We start from the raw sequence: 20,594 nt of genomic DNA, 5'->3' as shown, positions 1-20,594 counted from the left end.
ATTAGTGTGATGCATCCTAGATACATGATATTTGAGGAATAGCAAGATACCAGTGAATAGCGTCGGATTATCTTATTTGTAGCCCTTATTAGTAAGTATAAATATTACCACTAGAAATCTGCGATAGGCTATTATTTACTCTTTTTCTGAGAAAGATACGCTTGCTTACAAATTTTTCAATCCAATTAACCCATAAATACGGATAGCTGACTTTACAAGCTACGTATTTTCTCGTTTACTTTTCGCAATATTAATTGCGCATAATGTTAACAAAGCAGAGTAATAAATTTATGGACATGGTAACAATCGTATTAGTTTTCTTATTAGCGGTAGTGATTAGCGTATTTGTTTCTAAACTTTTACGCGAAAAGATACCGCTGCCGATATTACAAATTGCTTTAGGTACAGGATTATCTACTTTAGGATTTGATGTTGAATTCGATCCACACTTATTCCTATTACTATTTATTCCACCGTTATTATTTTTAGATGGCTGGCGTATTCCTAAAGAAGCTTTATTTCATGAAATGCGGCCTATATTGTCACTAGCCATAGGTTTGGTGATTGTGACTGTTGTGGGCATGGGTTTATTCATACATTGGTTAATTCCGACTATATCTTTGGCAATAGCGTTTGCACTGGCGGCAATTTTATCTCCAACCGATCCTGTTTCAGTCTCGGCGATGACGGTTAATTCACCGTTACCTTCACGTATTGCGCATATTTTAGAAGGTGAATCGCTGTTAAATGATGCTACCGGTCTGGTATGCTTTAGTTTTGCGGTTATGGCGACATTAACCGGAACGTTCTCGTTATCTTCAGCGACCGGTGAATTTTTTATCGTTGCTTTAGGGGGAGGATTAGTTGGATTAGTGGTGGCTTGTGGTATCGGGCAATTGAACCAATTTTTAGTCAAACGCACAGGTGAAGAGCCTGGCATTCAAATCCTGATCAGTTTATTAATTCCTTTTACTGCATACTTAGTTGCTGAGCATTTACATGTGTCAGGGATCCTTGCTGCGGTAGTTGCCGGAATTGCGATGCACTATGAACGATTAGTTGGGCGTATGCAATCAGCAACTCGAGTGCAAAGTAAAGCAGTGTGGGACACGATTCAGATTGCATTAAATGGCATGATCTTCATTCTTCTCGGAGAGCAATTACCACGTCTGTGGCACTCATTACCACAGGTTGCTGAGTCTCTTGGTGTTTCTCACGTATGGGAATTATTTGGTTACGTTATTATTATCACCCTCATGCTTGGTGCGCTGCGCTTTGTATGGGTCTGGTTAGCCATGTCAATGACTCTGTTTCAACGCCGCAACAAAGATAAATCACAATCACGTCCGCGCTTACATTTGCGTTTAATTGCCGTAATGGCTGTTTCCGGGGTCCGTGGGGCGATTACTTTTGCTGGTATATTAACACTTCCATTGGTCATGATGGATGGCTCAGCATTCCCACACCGTGATTTGGCGATTTTTATTTCTATGGGGGTTATTCTATGCTCCTTGCTGATTGCTAGCATGACATTACCTTTTTTAACCCGTGGTTTGACTCATAATTTGCCGTATGATGATGAAGAGATCCAAGCGCGTTTTGCTTTAAATGAAGCTGCTATTATCCATTTACGTAACCAGATTAATCATCCCGGTGACGATCTAGATGAAATGGCTTTACGTGCAGAAGTCGGAAATTACTTATTAGAAATCTATGAACGTCATTTAGATAATAATGGTGCTGATAATAGTGGCTCCGATATTCAACAATTTGTTAAAATGGAGAAACAATTATCGCGTTCAGCACTACAGGCTAAGCGTGCTAAATTGGTTCAATTACGCAAAGATAGAAATATCAGTGAACAAGTTTATATCCATTTACGCCATGAGTTAGATTTAAAAGAAGAGACCTTGAACCACCGTAAAAAATAGTAGGTTTAATTTTTACATCGTGATTTTACAAAGTGTTTTTTATAATAACGCTACATGAGTAATAGTAACCGCCCCAATAAGTCTATCCATTAGCTTATGGGGTGGTTTTAATTATCTGATTAGTAAGTATTCAGAGCTATTTATCAGGCTGCTTTCTCGGTATATTCTCGACCATTACTCCCCGCACATTACCAGCCAACGTTTATTTAATAATTCAAATTCAGCTACTTTTTGCATGCCTATTTTTTGATGGGCTTTTAGTGACGCAATATTATCGCTATTGATAAAAGCCACCGCTTGACCGCTATTTTGTTGGCACATTTGCTGGTATAAGCGAATAAGCAGAGATTGCCCGCGATAATGTTCAGCGATACAGACTGGTCCATAAAACCAGTTATTTTGGCTTATTGCAGGAAAGCGTCGATTAATTTCTTGGGCGATAGGAGGGAGTGATGGGGAATTAACCGGGAAACTAAATAATACACCGGCCACGTTATTTGGATGACTGCTTGACTGATCAAGGGCAATAATAGAGTGCAAGCTAGATTGATACATTCCAGTGACTTTAGCATTCGGAAACTCACCAAATAATCCCCCATGATGTATGGCTGAATTAGCTTGTAATAAATCAGCTACCATTGCGGTATCCTCTAATGTCATCGCTCTTATTGTAATATTCATTTATGTTCCTTCGAATTGATGAAATTAACGAAAAGAAACGGCTTATATAATATTAATCCTCCATTGAGATATTACTCTCTATCAATACATAAGCATAATCGCTTATAGAGCGTTTATGCCAAGTTTATTAACAGTTAACTTGATGAGTAAATGAAGTATTCTTTATTCTGTCGTTAGATTATTTGGCTCAATGGCCATTATGAGCTCTGGGAATAATATAAGATTGAGTGAAATACAAAAGTGTTATTTAGAGCAATAAATAGAAGTCAGACGGCCAAGAAATAACCGTCTGACGATACTAATCTGCCCGTCTGGAGGATTAATAAACCCAGTCTCTGAGGGTATAGGTTAACTGATTTTTCCCCTGAGATAATACTAACGAATTTTGGGTTAATTTTATCTTGGCACCTTGATTGAGCATCTTGCTAATTAGTTGATCCCATTGAGATAAATTTTCATTGATACACAGCATATCGGTCATTGCTAGTTGTTTCACGAAAAGCTTACCATCAACAATATGCCCCATTCCAGTGAACTGATTACACATTGCACCGGAGACAAACATGTTTTCACCAAACTCAATAGATGGCGCGCCGCGTGTTGCTGTTATCGGCTGGCCATTGACTAGGGTAAGAACATAGTTATGATGCATCAATTGTTTTTCAACCAGTTGATTATCGGCTGAAACTTTAGACGATTGACACGCCGAAAGAACCAGCATACTCAGCGCTAAAGAGATAATACGTTTCATTTAAACTCAACACTACTTTAGTGATTAACTGTCGTTGTATATTCAACGTTAACGCTAATCTCAGCGTTAACGTCAACGGTGCTATGTCGCCATCGGCTGGTGGGCTTAAGCGGTTACTCTATTTGGGCAGGCTTCGCCTTGTTTAAGTTGACGAATATTCATCAAGGTAGTTTCACTGATGCTGTTGAGCGCTTCTTCCGTTAGAAATGCTTGATGCCCAGTAAATAAAACATTATGGCAAGAAGATAGACGGCGGAACACATCATCTTGAATTACATCATTTGATTTATCTTCAAAGAATAGTTCTCTTTCATTCTCATACACATCCATTCCTAAAGAGCCAATTTTTTGGGCTTTCAGAGCATTAATTGCCGCTACAGAGTCAATTAATGCACCTCGGCTGGTATTGACAATCATTACACCACTTTTCATTTTATTAAATGCATTTTCATCTAACAGATGATGATTTTCTGCGGTTAATGGGCAATGCAAAGAGATGACATCCGATTGCGATAGCAACGTATCTAAATCAACGTATTCTGCGCCGAGATCGAGAACTACTTGATTTGGATACGGATCATAGGCTAGCAAGCGCATGCCGAAACCTTTCAATATACGTAAGGTAGCTTGACCAATTTTTCCGGTCCCAATTACGCCCGCAGTCCGATTATGCATATTAAAGCCGGTTAACCCTTCAAGAGAGAAATTTGCATCCCGAGTACGTTGATAAGCTCGATGAATACGACGATTTAAGCACATCATCATCCCAATTGTGTGTTCAGCAACGGCTTCCGGGGAATATGCTGGAACTCTGACGACTTGAATGCCTAATTCTTGTGCAGCTTGCAGATCAACGTTATTAAAACCGGCGCAGCGTAAGGCTAAAATTTTAATATCTAATGCGGCCAGTTCTTCGAGTACTTCACGACTAGCATCGTCATTAACAAATATACATACCGCATCTGCACCGACAGCTGTTTTAGCTGTTTGCGCGGTTAATGAAAAATCAAAATATTCGATATCAAAATGGAAGCCCGCATTTTGGTTAACTTGCTCCATATATTTGCGGTCATAATGTTTAGTACTATACGAGACGAGTTTCATGGGTAAATCTCCACTTATCAGGAACCCAAAATAAAAAACACAACAAAATAATTTAATTAAAATTGTGTAATGATCAAATTCCTATTGTTTGAACATAATATACCTATCGGCCTACAAGTTGTAGGGTATCGGCTTATCTTGGTTAAGATATTTTAGTTATTGTCATCGATTTGAACTTGATGTTGATATTGCTAATCGACTACGGCGGTGAAATATTTCCTCACATTACAAGCGCTATAGTTATACTCACAATATCTACTTTTCTATAGACGGCTTTGTTCAACGTTAGTCGCGATAAAAAGCTTAAAATAAAAAAGCAACATTCTCTTTTTACTATCCGTTATTATAGGGTTCTAGCTTATGATGCTTGTTTTTATAAAGTCTGGGTATTATAGACGAGATAGTTTTAACTGTACCTAATATTGATGGAATAACTGTATAGAATACTGACTTTGAATAATAGCTCAAAACACATAATAGCACTAAATCGAAATGTATAATCAGCGCGATGTAATCACTTATAAAAATAAAAGCAACGCATTAAATTGATAAATTAAAGGACCGTTTTAATGAAACTAACACTAAAAATTCTCTCCAGTATTTTAGGACTCATTTTAGTGTCGCTGATTACATTATGGCTTACCGTGACCCATTGGCTCCCATTGGTGGCTAAACCTTATCTTCCTGAAGGGGTGACGTTGTCACTTTCTCAGCCGCAAATAGATTTTTCACGCGCCGCTTTAGATATTAGTCAGTTACAGCTAAACGTTGATGATTGTCGGTTATTACAATTGCAAGATGCGACTATCTCAGGGTTTAGCTCAGTGCTTAGTTCAGGATTTAGTGCAAGCGATAGCGATGTATTATCGATGAATATTGCACATCTTAAAACTAATAGCGCTTGTTTACACCACCTACCCGTCACAGAAACTCATAATCCACCAACTGATGTTCATTCACTGCTGGCTAATTTGCCGGCGTTTAAACTTAATATTACTGATATTAGAGATGAAGAATGGCAAAAATATCATGGCGAATTATTGATTGATGCCCAACCAGAACATGGTAGTCAACTGATTTTTCAAGGAGATAATTTACAACTCAGTGCTGAAATTACTGATAATGATCAGTTAACTATCAACCAACTGATGCTGAAATTGGATGATCAACAGCTTAATCTTAACGGAAAATTAACCCTGCCAATCACGACTGACTCCATGCCTCAACAAGGCGAGGTTAGCGGCGTGGTCATGTTGCAAGAAAGCCAACAACGGTGGCAGGTTGATTTGAGCTGGCAACAATCACAGGGGATGCTGTCGGTTAAGGATATGCAACAATCCACACCGTTAGCTATGCTTCCATGGCGCATTAATTCACATACGCTATCTATACAGCAAGGAATATGGCAGTGGCAGCAGGACGGATTGCCCCTGCGTGGCGGTATTAATTTACAGTTGGATAATTGGCAAGATACACTGGCCGATATGCGTGTTAGTGCCCGAGTCAATATGGTAACTGAGGGAAGTAAAGGTAAAGGGAACCTAGTGTTAAGTTTAGCGCCAAGTCCGATTAATCTGCTGCAATCTGAGATGCTTTTTAGTCTAAATGGTCAGATTAAATATGATGATATGATTGTTGATGTTCGGTTACCCGCCATGCTCTCTGGGCCATTGCTTTCGCCGAAAGTTACGTTTCAGCCACAGGCATTATTACGCGCTTATGGGCGGCTTTCACCGACAATGACATTACAAGAAGCGCGTTGGCCATTAGCGGGAACAGCTGTTGATCTTGATGGGGTTACAGGGCGCTTACAGGCTATTGTTAAATTTCAGGAACGTTATTGGGGCAATTTTAATTTACACCTCGATGGTCGAGCTGAGAACTTTAGCCTCGATCAAGGCCTTTGGCAATGGCGTTATTGGGGAGATGCTAAACTGCCCGCGTTGAATGCTGATTGGGATTTACAAGGTCGCGGTGCTTGGCACGATTCTTTGCTGAGCGTTAATAGCCTCAATACTGGCTTTAATCGGATTGAGTACGGTTTAGTTTCGATGTCAAAACCACGCCTCATATTAACTGAGCCATTGATTTGGCAACGAAATGCCGATATCGCCGATTTTAAAGGGGCATTTTCACTGAGCACTCAGAGGATGACGTTTGGTGAGGACAGTTATTTGCCGCCGACCACTATTAATGCCACTGTACGCGGAAAATCACCGTCTGATTTTTCCCTCAATGGTAATTTGTCTGCGCAACAAGTAGGACCAATTCCGTTCTATTCTCGTTGGGATGGCAGTCGTTTACGTGGTATGGCGCGTTGGCCGAAACAGCCGATGACGGCATTCCAAACATTGATACCGCCTGATTTGGCAATAACGTTACGTGAAGGTGATTTTTATGCACAAGCGGCATTTTCTATCTCTGCTGAGCAGGGGTTTATTGGGGGAGGACACTGGCGAGTTAAAAATGCCGGTATGTGGCTAAAAGATGGCGATATTGAAGGTGTTGATTTTGTTTTGCCTTGGCGCTTGCAGCAAAGCACTTGGCAACTGGGTATTAATTCACCGGTACAATTACGCATTAAACAGATTAATAATTTATTTGAGCTCAGTGATATTACTGCCGATTTGAGCGGTTATTATCCACCCAGTGACAGCCACCCATTACAGCTGAAAGCGGTGGGACTACGTTTATTAGACGGGCAGCTTAGTTTACCTCTATTACGTTGGCCGCAACGAGAACCGGCGACCATTAAAATCAGTAATATTGAATTGAGTCATTTATTTAGTACGCTAAAAGTTAGTCAGTTTGCCTTATCCGGTAGAGTTGATGGTGAACTTCCTTTTTACCTGACTAACCCCGAATGGATTATTCACCAAGGATGGATCACAAATCGGGGACCATTAACTTTGCGTATTGATCCACAATTTATGCAATCAATTAAGCAGGATAATATCTCTGCCGGTGCTGCGATGAGTTGGTTAGATTATCTTGAAATTAGTCAGAGCCAAGCCGAGGTTAATTTGTCTAATCTTGGCCAGTTAACTTTACGTGCTAGGGTGAAGGGATTGAACCCCTTAGCTGAGAAAAAGCGCGAAGTGCAACTCAATTATCATCATGAAGAGAATGTGTTCCAATTATGGCGTAGTTTACGTTTTGGCAGTAATTTAGAACAATGGCTTGAAAAAAACTTATAGGGAATAAGCGATGAACAAAGTCCGTTATTCATCAATCGGTATGCTGGGTGTAATGGTATTAATGTTATCTGGTTGTCTACGATTAGAAGTTGCGACGCCGGATAAGCCGATTACGATTAATATGAATGTAAAAATAGAACATGAGATCCAAATTAAAGTTGATCGCCAAGTTGAAGAACTATTAAAAGATAATGCCGATTTGTTTGGTGAGGTATTAACTAAACCACAAACCACCAATTAAGGAATAATATGATGACCTCTTGGATACGTGGCTGGAAATGTGCGGTATTTTTAAGTGCAATATTATGCAGTTATACCGCCTGTGCGCTTACGCTAGATGAAGCTAAAAATCAGGCGCTGGTGGGAGAAACGCTGTCCGGATATTTAGCGGTGATTGAAAGTAATAATCCACAGGCGCTTAAATTGGTTACAGATATAAACGCACAGCGACAACAAAAATACACCGAGATCGCGCGCAATAATCAGTTAAAAACTGCCGAGGTAGCCAAAATTGCTGGAGCAAAATTAATTGAACGTGCCAGTAGTGGTGAATATGTTCGTGGCTTAAATGGACAATGGCTTAAGAAAAAATAAATAGCTCCGATATGGATAGTTTTATGTTGAGTTGTTCAGCTATAGCTTAATTTTATGAAAATAATTAATAATAACGGTGAATTTAAGCGCTTAAGACAGTGAGAACAATATTTAGATTGATGCTTATTTTGAAAGTTTTTTTCAGCGCAAATGGGGTGTGATACTATTTGGGTAATTATTTAAGCTATAACAGCATATATTGTGAATACCATAAGGATTTATTAGAGTGAAATCCGATTTAGCAGCCTTACAGGCTGAAATTAATCAGACATCGTTGCGTGATCAGCGACAACTGAATAAACGGCTGCATGGCGTAGCAAAAATACGTAATGAAAAATCTCGTGACGCCGTTATAGACGCTATTACTAAAGATATACTTTTGGCACAACAGAAAATAGAAAATAGACGTATTAATCTGCCAAAAATTGTTTATCCCGCCAATCTGCCGGTAAGCCAGAAAAAAGAAACTATTTATGAGGCTATTCGTGATAACCAAGTGGTTATTATTGCCGGTGAAACAGGATCAGGGAAAACCACTCAGATCCCTAAGATTTGCCTTGAATTAGGCCGGGGAATTACTGGCTATATTGGACATACCCAGCCTAGGCGTTTGGCCGCGCGTTCGGTAGCAAATCGCTTGGCCGAAGAGCTAGAATCCCCCGTCGGATCAGCGGTGGGCTATAAAGTCCGTTTTAATGATCAGGTAGGTGAAAATACTCTGATAAAACTTATGACTGACGGCATATTACTGGCCGAGTTACAGACCGACAAGCTGTTGCTGCAATACGATACATTGATTATCGATGAAGCGCATGAACGCAGTCTAAATATTGATTTTATTTTAGGTTATTTACGTCAGTTACTGCCTAAGCGGCCTGATCTAAAAGTAATTATTACCTCTGCAACTATCGATCCTGAGCGTTTTTCCGATCACTTTAATCATGCGCCTATTATTGAAGTTTCAGGGCGTACTTATCCGGTAGAAGTCCGTTATCGTCCAGTGATGGGCGAAGATAATGACGGTGATCGCGATCAGCTCGATGGTATTATCGATGCAGTCAATGAACTAGAACGAGAAAGTGTCGGCGATATTCTCATCTTTATGAGTGGTGAGCGTGAAATTCGTGACACGGCAGACGCATTAAATAAATTGCAGCTGCGGCATACTGAAATATTACCTTTATTTGCGCGGCTGTCGAACAGTGAACAAAATCGTATTTTCCAGTCGCATACCGGGCGACGAATTATTCTGGCGACTAACGTGGCAGAAACCTCGTTAACCGTTCCGGGAATTAAATATGTGATTGATACTGGATACGCGCGTATTAGTCGTTATAGTTACCGATCTAAAGTACAACGATTACCGATTGAGCCAATATCGCAGGCGTCAGCTAACCAGCGTAAAGGGCGTTGCGGTCGTGTATCTGACGGTATTTGTATTCGCCTTTATTCAGAAGAGGATTTCTTATCTCGTCCGGAATTTACCGATCCTGAGATCCTTAGAACCAATTTAGCCTCGGTTATTTTGCAAATGACCTCGATTGGTTTAGGCGATATTAGTGGATTTCCTTTTGTCGAAGCGCCAGATAAACGCAATATTCAAGATGGGGTGCGGCTACTGGAAGAGCTAGGCGCGTTATCCGCACATCCAAACAGTGAAAAAGGCTACCAATTAACCCAAATGGGGCGGCAGTTGGCGCAATTACCGGTTGATCCTCGATTGGCGAGAATGGTAATTGAGGCACGAAAACATGCTGCCATCAGAGAAGTTATGGTGATAGTGGCTGCATTATCGATTCAAGATCCGCGTGAGCGTCCGTTAGATAAACAGCAGGCAGCAGATGAGAAGCATCGTCGTTTTCATGATAAACAATCTGACTTTATGGCTTTTCTCAATCTGTGGGATTATTTACGCGAACAGCAAAAATCGCTCTCTTCCGCCCAGTTTAAAAAACTGTGTCGCCAAGATTTCGTGAATTACTTGCGCATTAGAGAATGGCAAGATGTCTATACTCAATTAAGACAAGTCATTAAAGAACAAGGTTTTATGATTAATAGCGAGGCAGCTGATTATCGAGCCATTCATCTCTCCTTATTATCAGGTTTATTGTCACATATTGGGCAAAAAGACAGCGATAAGAATGAATATACCGGTGCTCGAAATGCCCGTTTTACGCTGTTCCCTGGGTCTGGGTTGTTTAAAAAACCACCTAAGTGGAGCATGGTGGCTGAACTGGTTGAAACCAGTAAACTGTGGGGACGGGTCGCTGCGGCGATTGAACCTGAATGGATTGAGCCACTCGCGGAACATTTAATTAAGCATCATTACAGTGAGCCCCATTGGTCTAAAGCTCAGGGCGCTGTTATGGCTTCGGAAAAAGTGACTTTATTTGGTTTGGCAATTGTCGCGGCAAGGCCGGTTAATTATGGCAAGATAGACCCGCTATTATGTCGTGAGTTATTTATCCGCCATGCGCTTGTGGAGGGCGATTGGCAAACACGCCATGCGTTTTTTAAAGAGAATCGAAAACTGCTATTAGAAGTCGAAGATCTTGAGCATAAATCCCGTCGCCGCGATATTTTGGTCGATGATGAGATTTTATTTGCGTTCTATGATCAACGTATTCCGAACGATGTTATTTCTGCTCGTCATTTTGACCGCTGGTGGAAAGAAGCCGCGAAAAAAGATCCCGAACTGCTCAATTTCGAAAAGAGCATGCTTATTAAAAAAGATGCCGCAAGTGTGTCAGCGCTTGATTATCCCAATTTTTGGTATCAGGGAGAGCTTAAATTCCGGGTTAGTTATCAGTTTGAACCGGGAACTGATGCCGATGGGGTGACAATTCATATTCCATTAGCGGTGCTAAACCAAGTTCAAGAAAATGGCTTTGATTGGCAAGTGCCGGGCTTACGCCAAGAACTGATCATTGCGTTGATTAAATCTTTACCGAAGCCTATCCGCCGCAACTTTGTACCCGCGCCAAACTATGCTTCTGCATTTTTAGAGCGAGTTCCCAACCCTGAAGGCCAGCTATTAGATACCTTAGAGCGTGAATTACGTCGTATGACAGGTGTCACGGTGAATAGAGATGATTGGCAATTAAATCAATTACCTACCCATTTAAAAATCACCTTCCGTATCATTGGTGATAAAAATAAAACGATAGCAGAAGGTCAAGATCTCGATCATTTAAAGAAACAGCTAAAACTTAAAGTTCAGCAAACGCTCTCTGAAGTCGTCGATGATGGAATTGAACAAAGCGGTTTGCATATTTGGAGTTTTGGTCAGTTACCTCAACGCTATGAACAGAAGCGAGGAGGGTACTCGGTTAAAGCGTATCCGGCATTAGTGGATGAGAAAGAGAGTGTCGCAATTAAAGTTTTCGAAACCGAATTCGAGCAGCAAAAAGCCATGAGAACAGGGCTTCGTCGTTTATTGTTGCTGAATATCCCATCGCCAATTAAATATCTGCATGAAAAGTTACCGAATAAATCTAAATTAGGATTGTATTTTAATCCTTACGGCAAAGTTCTGGATTTAATCGATGACTGCATTACTTGCGCTATCGATAAATTAATTGAGCAGCGCGGCGGTAATGTTTGGGATGAACAACAATTTAGCCAGCTACAAGAGTATGTTCGTGCTGAATTAAATGACACGGTTGTTGATATTGCCCAACAAGTCGAGCAGATCCTTACTGCCGTATTTGCGATTAATAAACGTTTAAAAGGCCGAGTAGATATTGCTTTAGCTTATTCATTGTCCGATATAAAAGCACAAGTATCCGGATTAGTTTTCCGCGGTTTTGTGACCGAACATGGATGGAGTAAACTTGCCGATACGCGCAGATATTTATTAGGGATAGAACGCCGGTTAGAAAAGTTAGCGGTTGATCCTAATCGCGATCGCGCTCAAATGAATCGTGTTGAGCAGGTACAAAAGTTATGGCAACAATACTTTGCTAAATTAAATCCTATTCAGCAGCAACAAGCCGAAGTGAAACAAATTAGATGGATGATAGAAGAGTTGCGCATTAGTTTATTTGCTCAACAATTAGGTACACCATATCCTATTTCAGATAAACGGATTATCCAGGCTATCGATCAATTAACCTTTTAAAGTAATTAATACAGCAACGGTTATGGATAAAGTAATTGCAACGTAACGGTTAAATTAGCCCGCCCTGGTTTAGTTACTGGGGCGTATTGTATATATTGTGCGCTAAAATATTCGCTATGTAATAAGGTGTCTGCTAACCGGTTAATTCTCACCGCTTGATTAATATTAATCCGTTTTCCTTGATGGTTAATAACTAAACCGATCCCCTCAGCGCGATGATGGTGCCTATTAAGCTCAAAAATAGTACTATCCGAGGCTCTATTACCACGAAAGATTAATGATAAAGAATTAATGTTAGAACATTGTAGCGAAAGCTTAAATGATAACGCCGGCGAATAACTACCTATACCGTTAAAATAACGTGCATTAACTTTGCCCATTCTTACGTTAATATGATTGGGTGATAAAATACAGCTTGGACTAATAATCCGGGTATTTGATAATTGATAGCGTATGACGCTAAGATGATTAATCGAAGCGTCTATCAGCTGAATATCAGCTATTTTCCCTGATCCTGTGTTAGAGGCTGTTTTAATTAATTGGATAGTGAGAGTTTTAAAACTATTGATACAATAAGCAAAAGCGTGAATTCTTTTTTTACAGCGTGAGAGATGATTATCCAGATAAGGCAATGATGCGGTAATATTCGCCTGTTTATTAAACATAAATCTAATTCCAATTCCTGCTATTCCACTATCATAAGTAGAATTATCCCCTGTAGATAAACGATTAAATTGACTGTTTCCCCAGCTGACGGCTTGCGGTGCATCACATATTGCGACTAAGGCCGAAGGACCTTGGGAATTAAAATCCTGCTGATGAATAATACTGCCGATAGGTAAATCAGCGGCTATAATTAATTGCCCAAATGAGACTGTGGTGATCGCAGGGGATTGGGGCGCCATATATTGACAGGATGCTGATAATACTCCGGGGATATAAGCTAGAAAGCAGCTTAATAATAGAATGATTGATATTTTCATTCTGACTGACTCTGACAAATTTCAGTAATGGTATAAATAAGCTGATTATTTTTAATGCTAGGTAATTTATAGGTAAAAATACAAGATTGCTGATTTTTAGCTCCCCAATTTATAGTAACCTTGCCTTGGTTAGGCATGCCACTGAGATATAATTGGCCAAGTTCATCAACTATCCCATTAATTAATCGAGGTGGCTTATTTTCGACTAAAACAATTGCACTCGCTGATGCGCCAAAAGGGATTGATTTTTTATTCGATTGTTTAAGGCTGAAAAAAATTTTATTCCCTTGATAAACCGTATAATTGACTTTCACAAAAGCCCCTTTGGTTGGAATAACATATTTATTGTTATCAGGAATTTCAACTGATACAGGAAAAGTACTCGTATCCAATGATAGATAATTAAGCCTGTAAGGTTGTAAATGACTGACTACGGCATGGCCGTTATAATCAGTTTTTGTATGAACCTGATTATCTAGAGCTATACCTTTAATAGTGGGTATGTTTATAAGTGCGGAAGTTTCACCGAGTTGGGGAGTGAAATATATTCCTGAAGTATGGGCAATCATAGCCCCTTTGAGACTGTAGTTAATACGATGTTGATTATTTCCATAGCCATATCCCGCATTTAAAATATAATTTTCATGGGTATATTGAAGCGATCCTTGGTTATCGATGAGATGTTCAGATTGAGGATTGATTTGATGATCTTGCTGATAACTATAATTCAGGCTGTTATTCTGATTGATATAGCCGTTAATCATCATTTGATGGCTCTGTTTCCCATTACCTGAAAATTGATTGCGGTAACTTACATTACTATTATTAAAATAATCATGATTTAAGTAAGTGTAATCTGAATACCCTTGAGGCAACAATTTAGCTAATGGCAGCATAAAATTAAACGCTAAAATACGTTCCTGTTCATTACGTTCTGCTGCATATCCTGCTGTATAATGCACAGAGTAATAAATATTATTCCATGAGGACGAATAGCTCAGATTAATTAATTGGTTATTTTTAGCGCTATCAGGATAAGAGTAATAACTCAGTGATAAATTTAATAGACCTAATGTAAATAGTGGCTGATTAATATTAAATCGTAATAATCCTTGTTTTTGTTCATTATTAATCGAACTATCAATAAAGGTTGTAAAACCTGTAAGTGAAGGCCGAGTAAACCAATAGCCACTTAAATTGATGTCACTGCCTATTATTGGCAGTGTGGCACGATATTCAAGATGAAAGGTTAAAGCCAGTTTGTTTTGGCTGTAATGCTGTGTAATATCGCTTGAGACAGCACCGAAAGGATATAGTGAAAAAGAACTACCTAATAAAATAGATTGATATTGCTGGGAGATTAATACATCGCTATATCCAGTAAAATGATTAGTTAATCCTGAGGCGAACTGAGCGTGTATAAAAAATAATTTATTTGGCTGTATAGTTAATGAGGACTCAGTTGTGGATAAAGAATAGCGGCCCATATTACTAGAAAATCGAAATTGTCCTTTTCTTAGCATTGGGGTAAGAGAAGAAAAACGATATTCAATTTTTCGGACTATCTGGTTATTTTCTTGAATAGTAACCTCGAGTACACCTTGGGTAGAGAAGGGATGCAGATCATCAATAATAAATGGTCCAGCAGGAACCGTAGTTTGATAAATAATATTCCCTTGTTGTCGAACAGTAACTTGGGCGGCTGTTTTAGCTATCTCATAAATTACTGGAGCATACTCTCTATCTTGTTGAGTATATAAATTATCTTCGTTATACAGGCTTAGTCCTTCAAAATTAAATGAAGTAATAAAATCAGCCCGTAGATATTGTTTGCCCAATACTAATTGGCTCTTTATTTTAGGGATAGATCGACTGAACGTAAAACGAGTATTTTGCCATTGGTGATAATCTTGATCATAAGTGCTGGTTTGCCTAAACCGCCAAGCGGACAGATTAATGCCATTATTAAGTGAGACGAAATAATGATTGTTAGTTTGATTACCATTTAATCTATTGTTACCACTCAGATAATAATCACTAAAAAAGACATTTACACCATTATCCCACTGACTTTCATCAATAATATCAGTTGTCTTTTTTGCTAAGTTAATTTGTGGGATAGTCAATTGCAAAGATAAATTTTCTACCGAAAAAGAAAAAATACTATAAGGAATAAGAGTTAACAAATTATAGTGAGGCCTATCTCTTTTAGAGGAGGTTAACTGCTCAATTATAAAGGATTGTAATCCCAATTGTTGAAGCTGTGATCGTGTGAATTGTGGTGTGAGAATATTATTATTCAGAATAAATAATATATTATTCTTACCAATATGTTTTTCATTAACGTATATATCAATCAGATATTCACCCGCAGGCACGCTATTATCTTCTGATAATAAACGTATATCAATCTGGGTATCATCGATATTTTCTAATGCATCAAGATTAAAATTATAGGATTTTCCCCATAAATTAAAAGATAGAATCAATAATAGTATTATAATTAATTTTTTCATCTATCAGGTTATATCATTAATAATAGTTTGAGTTTGCTCGGGTGTTTTACCACCATAATCGTTAAGAGCAGACCAAGATAGAATAACCTTAGGTTGATTTTCTATGGTCCAATTTTTCTGGCTAAAAGGAGAGAGCATACCTGGTGTCATGATTTCTTGCTGATTAATATATAAATCTCTAAAAGTAATATAAACTGCCGTTGGATTATATGCAGTCAATTGATTTCCTTTTAGTGAGAATAGGATTTTTTCTGCGGCATTTATAGCTATTTCATTTAAATGACTGGGACGATAAATTAATTTAAAACTAGACTTAACAATGATATGTAAATTATTTTGTCCAATATCTTCATATGCAGGTAATGATTTCACATGTAACCAAAATAATATTTCTTTATCTTGAGGTAATTGTTGCGATAATCTTATTATCCTAACTTTATTTTTACTATTAGGATAAGACTTAAATAGTGGTGGAGTAAGAATAAATTGAGTTGTTTTTACATTTTTATCATCCTCAATCCATGATTGAACTAAATATAATGTTTCAGAGGATAAATTATCTATACTTAAGGATAACTCATCATCATTTTCGGAATAAATAAAACGTGTGCCACTTACTATTATTCCTGCTGCTGAATAAAATGAAATGAACAGTAATATTATTAGGTTAATTTTCATTTAATATCCCTATAGTAAGGGAAACATCGTTTCCCTTGAATATCCTTAGTTAATCATAAATAACATTAAAATGGATTAATGAATTTGCATTTCCAGGGATAATAGTTGCTCCTGTGGCAATATACTTAGCAATAAAACGGACTTCAATTTCTTGTTGTTTATTAATTGTATGTTGTTCCATTTCTTGGTTTAACGGTAACAACTGTAAGCTACTTTGATTATAAATCCCAATAGCAACTCCTGTGGCTGCTTGTCCTCCGCTAGAAGGGTTTAATCCCAATAATGCATTATTAGTTTTATCTCTGCGCCCATCAAATTTAATCTGTATCTTTTTATATTCAGTTGGGCAGTTTTTTAATTTAATACTGAAAGGAGTTGCTGAGGAGGTAGTATTAATTCCATTAAATGTAGTGATAGGAACTTTACCTAAACTAATAATTTGATTTACGTAGTTAGTATCTACATTACATGAGTTAGGTATAATAGAACCCGTAAATCTAATTTGGTCATCTGAAGCATGAGTAGTAAAACTATTAATTAATAGTGCTGAGAACACACATAAAGTATATTTTTTCATTATTTATTATTTTCTCTAAGGGATAGATAGGTTCCAATCAGTTATAATCTATTATCTAACAATAGACAAGATTATTTAACGAGCTACTAGATAGCTATTTACTTAGTCAATGATATTTAACTATAATTAAATAAAATTGTTTTTAAATAAATTTAGTTTAGTTTAGTTTAAGGTATTCTAAATTAAATTTTACTTTTAAATTCAATTATTGGATTTATGTTATAAATTATAATCATGACGTTATTATAATTTATATATAAGTTTTCATGATTTAAGATGAATATCTTTCTATTGGATTTTATATTAATGACTTTAATTATAAATAAAAATATAATAATAACAGAGGTTTTATTATATTGGTGTGTATTTAATTAAAATAAATAATCAGGGATAAATAATTTTCAGCTGACTATCTTATTGATACCACATTTAGTTACAACATACTATTGTATGCTATTTATACCCTATGCCAACACCGATAATATTATGGACATCTCAAAGCTTTCCATGTTATTTAAGTGCTAAGTTTTTAATCAAAAGAGGGGCTTTAAGAATGGAATATAGCCCCACGATTAAAGTGCTAAATGATAAAACGTATAAATAAAAACGATACTATTGAGTTGAGTAAGAGGAGGGCGCATGAGTGAATGGAAAGACTATAGCGTACAAAAGTTGCAGCTTCTTTATGGCTAAGTTAGGTCGATAAAAGCTTAAATTTTCATAGTGATAGGGTGTAATAATTGACGATAATACTTTCCTGAAGAAAAAATCAAATTAGTGCATCCCTGCCGATAATGCTAGATTACTGCGTATTCTTCAAACAAAAGCACCATTATCTTTATGTTTTAAGCTTGATCCCATAATTCCGGATAAGAAAATTATGGGAATAACTCAGCATGAGAGTAAATAATATCGAATAGTTTTTTTCTTATTCTGACTGATAGTGTTTCCTCTAATATTTATGGCACACCAATTAAATTAAGTCGTCGATTTGATATTGCACCAGCCTGATCTAAAAGCGTTTTAAATTAAAAATAAATAGCGAATTATAAAAATCGTTAGGGGCAATTTATAATGTGACAAAGTATTATTTATTTTGCTTGATCAACGCGTAGCGATTAAGTAATTGTTTAAAATGATTATCTATTCGTAGATATTCTGATTCAGGCACAATGCCGTTTAACTGCAAAGCCTCCAACCTACGCAACTCTTCCTCAAGCGGTAAACCTTGATTAAAATGCTGCCGAGCATTAAAAATAATCGTTTTTAGCTCAGAGCCGGTAATGTAGCTGCGCGGCTTACCGTCTAAATTGTCTAATCGTATACTCAGATTATTTAATTGTTCCATCCCTTGGTTCCATTGTGTGAGTTGCTTTTCAGATACGGCATTAATTTGCATATTTTGTTGCCACTTGTCATTAAATAGCCTTATTTCAGGTGACTCTGAAAATTGAGTGGACAGGTAATTTATTGTTTCCAGTCCATATTGTTGCGCCCAAATAGGCGATATTGCATCTAATTCACTAAGATAATTATCAATAACTTTCAACTTATCATTGGGAAATGAATCAGCTTGGGCGTGGTTATATTTTAGCTGTTGGGTTAACTGTGAGGCGATGCTAGGCGTAAATTGGGGAAGAGCCGGTAATATTTGAACTAATTCATTGCTCTTTTTCGATGTCGATAGGCTATACAGCAGGATCACACAGCAGACACTGGTGATTAAAATCCCTATCAGAAAACCAATACCTATTCCTCGGCGATAGGAAGGTTGACTGCGTTTATCCGATAAAGTCTGCTTTTGAGTATTTGATGATAAAGTGGTTTTGATTGATACAGTAGGCTCCGTAATTTGTGTGTGAAATGTATTGGCAACCGTTTTAGTCGTTTTAGTGATATGCGGTGAAGGAGTAAAATTAGAATGCGGTGTATCGCAGCTTTCTAAATTTCTAATTTGGCTGACTAATAAATTATGTAGCCGCTCAAGATTAGATAAATGTTTTAATTCTAATAATTGTAATTGCTGGCTGATTTTATCGAGTATAGATTCAGCCTGATATAAATAGGGTAAATCACTATAAACAGGCGTATTGCCTCGCAACCCCGAAATTAATTGCTGACTCAAAGCCGATAAAATCTCAATTCGCGCGTGGGTTTGTAACGGCCAAAGGGCTTGCCAGTGTTGGCTAATTAAGCGTTCTAGTAAGGATAATCCTTCGTTTAATCCATTCATCCCTGCTTGATGTTGTCGAATCAGAGTAAACCATGCGACAGTTTGCAGATCTGCCCCATTTTGATTGAACAAAGAGAGGCATAATCCGTGGGCTCTTGCCCAGTCAATATCTGGGCGAGCAGGGTGAAAACGTTTATTCAGTTCTTCTTTTAAGGCTGCAAAATCGCTAAAGGAACGAGGGTCGCCTCCCACGTTTAAAGTCATTAAATCAGAATTCATAGTTATCTCGAAAAGTTAATAAGTCTATTTGTAGGCTAAATTTGATTGAATTGCTTTTTTAAATGGTGAAGCAAAATGCGTCCATCAGGGATAAACTCTGTGCCATAACGAATAAGGCCTTCTTCATGAAGTTCAATATCAAGGGCGTAACGTAGCTCACCGAAGGTATTTTGAGGGAGTAAAACAAGAGAAAGTGATTTAATCCGTGGCTCATATTTTAAGAGAGTAGCAGATAAAATATTCATCATATTATGGGCTGTCCCTGGAAGGCCTTGGATGAGTAAGCTCATATCCGGTAATCCATAATCAGGGAGATGTTGAATACTCCCCGCCCTAGAATTTAAAATACGACGAATATTCTCCATTACAGAAATAATAACTTGATCACTTTCATCTACAGAATCAATAGGTAAGCCACCAGAAAAATAACCTGTTAGCATTTCATAAAGAGAGGGTTGGCTCATTATTTTAGGCCCTCTATTGGACTTAACGTTATCTTATGTTCGGTAAGGACGAGGTGACGGGGAGTCTCTGAGAGTAATTGTTTTTTCGGGATCACGACGCGCCAATCATTTGTAATCAAATCAGGAGTATGGAACATAGCCGCGATAGCCACAAATTTAGTATCTTCTTCCATCGGCATATCAACAGAGATTGATTCTCCAGGTCGAATACGGATATCTTTTTGTGCCACTAATTCGCTTTTTAAGGCTTCGTTATCGTTAGCGAATAACGTGGAATAATCACTATAATTAAAATTATCGATATTTTTTAATTGATAAATGCGAACTATCGTTGATAAGGGCAGTCCATTATCATCGGTATTCAAGGCATCGCGAGCAGTAAAATCTAAATGAACAACTTTGATCTGCTTATAGAAAATAGATTTTGCCACATTGCTAGTTCCATCACTGACGATTTGGGTTAGCCCACATCCGGTTAAATTAAACGTTGTCGTTACCAGCAATAGGATACCGGTTAAGGTTAAAAAGTGATTTTTTTTCATCTGG

The 20,594-nt window shown here is 37.8% G+C and carries 15 protein-coding genes; 5 read left to right on the top strand and 10 right to left on the bottom strand.

Features of this window, described 5'->3' with window-relative positions:
* The first annotated feature begins 290 nt into the window (after positions 1-290).
* Positions 291-1,931: a Na+/H+ antiporter gene (locus M992_RS09995; protein WP_053908416.1), complete on the top strand. Its 1,641-nt coding sequence runs from the start codon at positions 291-293 to the stop codon at positions 1,929-1,931.
* Between the two features lie 174 nt (positions 1,932-2,105).
* Here M992_RS09995 and M992_RS09990 read toward each other — a convergent pair whose 3' ends face one another.
* The 3 genes from M992_RS09990 to M992_RS09980 all read right to left on the bottom strand — a co-directional run bounded on the left by M992_RS09990 (position 2,106) and on the right by M992_RS09980 (position 4,467).
* The gene (locus M992_RS09990; protein WP_053908413.1) at positions 2,106-2,612 is read right to left on the bottom strand and encodes a GNAT family N-acetyltransferase; all 507 of its coding nucleotides are present in this window, start codon (positions 2,610-2,612) and stop codon (positions 2,106-2,108) included.
* A gap of 319 nt (positions 2,613-2,931) precedes the next feature.
* On the bottom strand, positions 2,932-3,363 hold the full coding sequence (locus M992_RS09985) for an META domain-containing protein (RefSeq protein ID WP_053908412.1): 432 nt from the start codon (positions 3,361-3,363) through the stop codon (positions 2,932-2,934).
* 105 nt (positions 3,364-3,468) lie between these two features.
* The gene (locus M992_RS09980) at positions 3,469-4,467 is read right to left on the bottom strand and encodes a 2-hydroxyacid dehydrogenase (RefSeq protein ID WP_053908410.1); all 999 of its coding nucleotides are present in this window, start codon (positions 4,465-4,467) and stop codon (positions 3,469-3,471) included.
* Positions 4,468-5,036: 569 nt separating this feature from the next.
* Between M992_RS09980 and M992_RS09975 the strand changes: the two genes are divergently transcribed.
* The 4 genes from M992_RS09975 (at position 5,037) to hrpA (ending at position 12,378) form a co-directional block, all read left to right on the top strand.
* Positions 5,037-7,664 (top strand): YdbH family protein, encoded by a 2,628-nt coding sequence (locus M992_RS09975; protein ID WP_053908408.1) that lies wholly within the window; start codon positions 5,037-5,039, stop codon positions 7,662-7,664.
* Positions 7,665-7,674: 10 nt separating this feature from the next.
* On the top strand, positions 7,675-7,905 hold the full coding sequence (locus M992_RS09970) for a YnbE family lipoprotein (protein WP_053908406.1): 231 nt from the start codon (positions 7,675-7,677) through the stop codon (positions 7,903-7,905).
* 11 nt (positions 7,906-7,916) lie between these two features.
* Positions 7,917-8,258, top strand: a complete 342-nt coding sequence (locus M992_RS09965) for a YdbL family probable chaperone protein (protein WP_047256526.1) — start codon at positions 7,917-7,919, stop codon at positions 8,256-8,258.
* Positions 8,259-8,484: 226 nt separating this feature from the next.
* Positions 8,485-12,378, top strand: coding sequence for an ATP-dependent RNA helicase HrpA (gene hrpA / locus M992_RS09960; protein ID WP_053908404.1), 3,894 nt, complete (start codon positions 8,485-8,487; stop codon positions 12,376-12,378).
* Between the two features lie 20 nt (positions 12,379-12,398).
* Here the strand turns inward: hrpA and M992_RS09955 are convergent, their stop codons facing one another.
* The 7 genes from M992_RS09955 to tssJ form a co-directional block, all read right to left on the bottom strand.
* The gene (locus tag M992_RS09955) at positions 12,399-13,361 is read right to left on the bottom strand and encodes a fimbrial protein (protein ID WP_053908402.1); all 963 of its coding nucleotides are present in this window, start codon (positions 13,359-13,361) and stop codon (positions 12,399-12,401) included.
* A complete protein-coding gene (locus tag M992_RS09950; RefSeq protein WP_053908400.1) occupies positions 13,358-15,877 on the bottom strand; it encodes a fimbria/pilus outer membrane usher protein in 2,520 nt (839 codons plus the stop codon). The genes M992_RS09955 and M992_RS09950 overlap by 4 nt, the downstream gene beginning before the upstream one ends.
* A gap of 3 nt (positions 15,878-15,880) precedes the next feature.
* Positions 15,881-16,555 (bottom strand): fimbrial biogenesis chaperone, encoded by a 675-nt coding sequence (locus M992_RS09945; protein WP_053908398.1) that lies wholly within the window; start codon positions 16,553-16,555, stop codon positions 15,881-15,883.
* A gap of 49 nt (positions 16,556-16,604) precedes the next feature.
* Complete coding sequence (locus M992_RS09940) at positions 16,605-17,132, bottom strand: fimbrial protein (RefSeq protein ID WP_053908396.1); 528 nt, start codon at positions 17,130-17,132, stop codon at positions 16,605-16,607.
* Positions 17,133-18,219: 1,087 nt separating this feature from the next.
* Complete coding sequence (locus M992_RS09935; protein ID WP_053908394.1) at positions 18,220-19,584, bottom strand: VasL domain-containing protein; 1,365 nt, start codon at positions 19,582-19,584, stop codon at positions 18,220-18,222.
* 35 nt (positions 19,585-19,619) lie between these two features.
* Complete coding sequence (gene tssE, locus M992_RS09930) at positions 19,620-20,048, bottom strand: type VI secretion system baseplate subunit TssE (protein ID WP_047257340.1); 429 nt, start codon at positions 20,046-20,048, stop codon at positions 19,620-19,622.
* The gene (tssJ, locus tag M992_RS09925; protein ID WP_053908392.1) at positions 20,048-20,590 is read right to left on the bottom strand and encodes a type VI secretion system lipoprotein TssJ; all 543 of its coding nucleotides are present in this window, start codon (positions 20,588-20,590) and stop codon (positions 20,048-20,050) included. Before tssJ ends, tssE begins: the two co-directional genes overlap by 1 nt.
* Positions 20,591-20,594 lie beyond the last annotated feature (4 nt).

The sequence above is a fragment of the Moellerella wisconsensis ATCC 35017 genome (genome assembly GCF_001294465.1).
Taxonomy (GTDB): domain Bacteria; phylum Pseudomonadota; class Gammaproteobacteria; order Enterobacterales; family Enterobacteriaceae; genus Moellerella; species Moellerella wisconsensis.
The sequence above is the reverse complement of the archived record's forward strand: the minus strand, read 5'-3'. Positions and strand labels throughout refer to the sequence as shown.